Below are 1,922 nucleotides of genomic sequence, written 5' to 3'. Positions count from 1 at the left end.
GGTGGTCAGGGGCTGTTTGTCGACCAACCCGATTTCCCCAACGTGCTCGCCCGGGTCCTCGACTACACCGACCTGCCGTTCGGGCGGGACGTGATGGTGCTGCGCACCTTGGACAGGCTGCCGACGCTCGACCCGTTCCTGGTCCGCGAGACCCTGAACCAGCTGAGGATCGATGTCGGCCGATGTTACTCCCGGCTCAGCAGCGCCGACCAGACCGAGATGCTCGGCTTCGTGGGCGGGGAGGTCGAGGCCCTGATCCGGCTGTGCTTCGGCGAGGCGAAGTCGAACGACCGGCGCACGCGGCGGCTGTCGCAGCTCTTGTTGGCCGAGCAGGACAATGCGGAACTCCAGCCGTTGCGCGACATCTTCAGGATGGATGCGTCGGCGTTCGCCGAGGCGATGTTTTCCTGGAAGGGCTTCCTCTACTACCGCTGGCGGAGCCGGACGTTGGCGCCGATGCTCAGGTCCACCTTACGGTCGCTCCTGGCGGTCCGGGCCGCGCGCTATGGTCGGATTGAGTCGGCGTTCGTGGTCAGCGCCAGCGAACAGGTGCAACAGACCGTCATTGCCGCATGGCGCGAGGTCGGACAGCGGCTGAGACTGTATGATCAGGCGTTTGCGTCCCTGACGGACCAGGAGAACCCCGACGGGTTCCGGTCCTTTCTCATGCGCGGCTCCGGCCTGTTCATGGAGATCGGCGCCCGGATCGGACGGGTGGAGCAGGTGGTCGGCTTCTGGAACTACTATTTCAGCGCCGAGCGGCTCGCGGGGCTGTCGCCGGAAGAGGTTCTCGACGGCCTGCGCGACCTGCTGCAGGCGTTGTCGATCGGGACAGGCCTTGGCGCTCACAGCGGGGTTGAACAGCTCGATGGCGCAATTGCGGAGCTTCCGGCGCGTCCAGCCCGGCCGCCGCAGGCCGCGCGGGATTGATATGAGCATGGGGTCGTTCAACCGGCGTTGAAAAGGCCCAGAACGCCCCGTCGGCGAAATAGCGAACCTTTGCGGTGATCACCGGCGCTGGCCCTGGCGCAGCAGAGTCTCCAGCGAGGCTCCAACCGCATGAACTCTCGTCGGGCCTCAACCGCTCGTGTCGCGAGGGGTGCGTTGAGTGGGGCCGCGTGCCTGGCGACGGGCGCGCTCGTTCGCCCAGTCGGCAAGCCGGACACAACTGGCGGGAGAATGCCGTGGGCAATGGCGGGTATCCGACACAAAACCCTGCGCTCGGGTCGGCGCAGTGGGGGACGGACGTGTCACAGATCGATGGTGCGGAAACCGGGTTTCGGGTGCATGTCGTGGATGCCGACCCCGTGACGCGTATTCTGCTGACCGAAATCCTTGGGGATCGGGGATTCGACGTGCTGTGCGTCTCCAGCGTGGCGGCCTACGCGGCCCTGGATCACGAGGCCATGACGCTCGGCGCTCTCATCATCGACGGCGACACGGGCGGCGGGATCACCGGTTTCGAAGTCGCCCGCCATGCGAGGCGACTGAATCCGGCGGTCCCGGTGATCTTCCTCTCCAACGCTCATCGTGACTCGGTTGAGAAGTTCGGCGTTCCCGGCGCAGCCCACGTGACCAAGCCATTCGACCCCGATCTGCTCATCATGATCCTGCGGGCGTTGGCCGCGGACCGGCGATAACGTCTGTCCGAATAGTCACGCTCATCCGACGCAAGCCGCGTCGGCAGGTACGGAGTTCACCGCGGGGCGGCGGGAATGGCGAGCGGCCGCATTTCCCCGTTCGTTTCCTGAACCAGCAGCGTCACCGCCTTGCCTTGGTCCCGCGCCTTGGCCGCCAGCCGCAACGCAGCTTCCTCCGCATCGACGCGGTACTGGAATTTCCCCATTTGGCTGTCGTGGGTCAGCACGCGCCACCCGTCGGCGAATCGAACGACCGCGAACTCCGTGGCGTTCTCCATCACA

Annotated in this window: 3 protein-coding genes; 2 read left to right on the top strand and 1 reads right to left on the bottom strand. The window is 66.0% G+C overall.

Annotation, left to right across the window (positions count from 1 at the left end; translation table 11 throughout):
• Positions 1-930 (top strand): hypothetical protein (locus Q8Q88_RS21585; RefSeq protein WP_305677244.1); only part of this gene is annotated, 930 nt, incomplete at its 5' end.
• Positions 931-1,247: 317 nt separating this feature from the next.
• Entirely contained in the window at positions 1,248-1,640 is a 393-nt protein-coding gene (locus Q8Q88_RS21580; RefSeq protein ID WP_305677243.1) for a response regulator, read from the top strand.
• A gap of 56 nt (positions 1,641-1,696) precedes the next feature.
• On the opposite strand, the gene Q8Q88_RS21575 is transcribed toward Q8Q88_RS21580, so the two are convergent.
• Positions 1,697-1,922 (bottom strand): hypothetical protein (locus Q8Q88_RS21575; protein ID WP_305677242.1); only part of this gene is annotated, 226 nt, incomplete at its 5' end.

This window comes from Phenylobacterium sp. (genome assembly GCF_030697925.1).
Lineage (GTDB): Bacteria > Pseudomonadota > Alphaproteobacteria > Caulobacterales > Caulobacteraceae > Phenylobacterium.
Note: the sequence above shows the minus strand (reverse complement) of the source record. Positions and strands in the feature narration are given on the sequence as shown.